The organism is Kitasatospora sp. NPDC054795 (assembly GCF_053611565.1).
In genome coordinates this window covers 1-1579 of record NZ_JBSHAP010000298.1, presented here as the reverse complement: position 1 = coordinate 1579, position 1579 = coordinate 1, and the positions used below count along the sequence as shown (strand labels likewise).

At 76.9% G+C, this 1579-nt stretch carries 2 protein-coding genes; one reads left to right on the top strand and one right to left on the bottom strand.

Annotated elements, in window-relative coordinates; translation table 11 throughout:
• Positions 1-1224 (bottom strand): glycosyltransferase (locus tag ACWGJO_RS41570; RefSeq protein ID WP_452190963.1); only part of this gene is annotated, 1224 nt, incomplete at its 3' end.
• Here ACWGJO_RS41570 and ACWGJO_RS41565 point away from each other — a divergent pair.
• Positions 1223-1579, top strand: a 357-nt coding sequence (locus ACWGJO_RS41565; protein WP_452190962.1) for a hypothetical protein, incomplete at its 3' end; no start/stop codon positions are given. The genes ACWGJO_RS41570 and ACWGJO_RS41565 overlap by 2 nt on opposite strands.

Genomic DNA, 1579 nt, shown 5'->3' with positions numbered 1-1579 from the left:
ACCGCCCGGGGGCGTGCCGGTTGGGGGGGCGGGCGCGGGGCGGCGCGCGCGCCGGCCGCCCCCCCCCGCCATCAGCCCGGCCACGACGGCCGCACGGCGGCGGACCGGCTCGGCCAGCGCGGCCGTGATCGCGGCGGCGAGGCGTTCGGCGGTGAGGTCCGCGAACGGCACGGGCTGCGGGGCGACTCCCAGCCGGTGCAGCCGTGCCGCCCAGAACGGCTGGTCGACCATGACGGGCACCGGTACGGCGGGGACCCCGGCGCGCAGCGCGGCGCCGCTGGTACCGGCTCCGGCGTGGTGAACAACGGCGGCGGTCTGGGGGAAGAGCCAGTCGTGGGGGAGGTCGCCGATGGAGAGGACGCCGTCGCCTGCCGCCTCCAGCCCGGCCCAGCCCGCCTGGACCACCGCGCGCACGCCGGCCTGCCGTACGGCCGTCGTCACCAGTTCCCCGAGTCGGGCGCCCTCGCCCGGTGCCATGCTGCCGAAGCCGATGAACACCGGGGCCGGACCGGCGTGGAGGAAGTCGACCAGTTCGGCAGGGGGCTGCCAGTGCAGCGGCCGGGCGGGCCACCAGAAGCCCGCCACGTCGACCGGGGCGGGCCAGTCCGCCGGGCGCGGCAGCAGCAGGGGGCTGTAGCCGTGGACGACCGGTCGGGTGTGCCCGAGTGGTGGCGGTGGTGTCGTGCCGGGCAGGCCGAGGCGCCCGCGCATCCGGGCCACGGCGCCCGCGAACAGGCGGTCCGCGCTCCGGAGCCGTTCCTGGCCGGCGGCGAGGTTGCCCTCCGGTCCCAGGTCCTCGCTGCCGGCGGGGCCAGGCAGCGGGAACTCCCTGGTGGCGAAGGCGGGCGTGAGGTAGGTACCGAGGACGGGCACGCCGTGCGCCTCCCCGGCCGTGAGGCTGAGCGGCGACGGGGCGAAGGCGGTGAGCAGCAGGTCGGCTCCGCCCGCCACGGCGTCGGCCACGCCGTCGGCGAGTCCGTCCACGAACGCGGTCATCAGCGCGCGGGTCTCCTCCGGGGAGGTCGCGCGGGCCCTGGCACGGATGAGTTCCTCCGGGTCCCCCGGCAGCGGCCGGTGCTCCAGGCCGCAGGACTCGATCAGTGTCGTGAAGGTCGGATGGGCGGCCACGGCGACCCGGTGCCCGGCGTCCATCAGGCGTCGGCCCAGCCCCGTGAACGGCGCGACGTCCCCGCGGGAGCCGGTGGTGACGATCAGGATGCGCATGGAGGTGATTCTCCACGACGGGCCCGTTCGGCTCCGCCCGCTCACCGCCGGGGACCTGGGGCTGTACGGACGGCTGCTCGCCCGGCGCGCCGCTCTCGCCGCCACCGACCGCGAGGCGGGCGCCGTGACCCCGGGAGCACACCGGATGAAGGGTGGCGCTTCGGTGGCGGATGTTGATGACGGCACTGATGAAATCCAAGGTGCTGGAGCGCCCGTTCGGCCGCTCCTCACCGATGTCCACGGCGGCCGGGTCCTCCACAGCCGGTACGTCGGGGAGGGTGATGTCGCCGTGCCGGGGCTGGTGGACGGGCGCCGCCGGACTGACGTGGGGGCGGGGGCCCCCACCGTGGGTGGG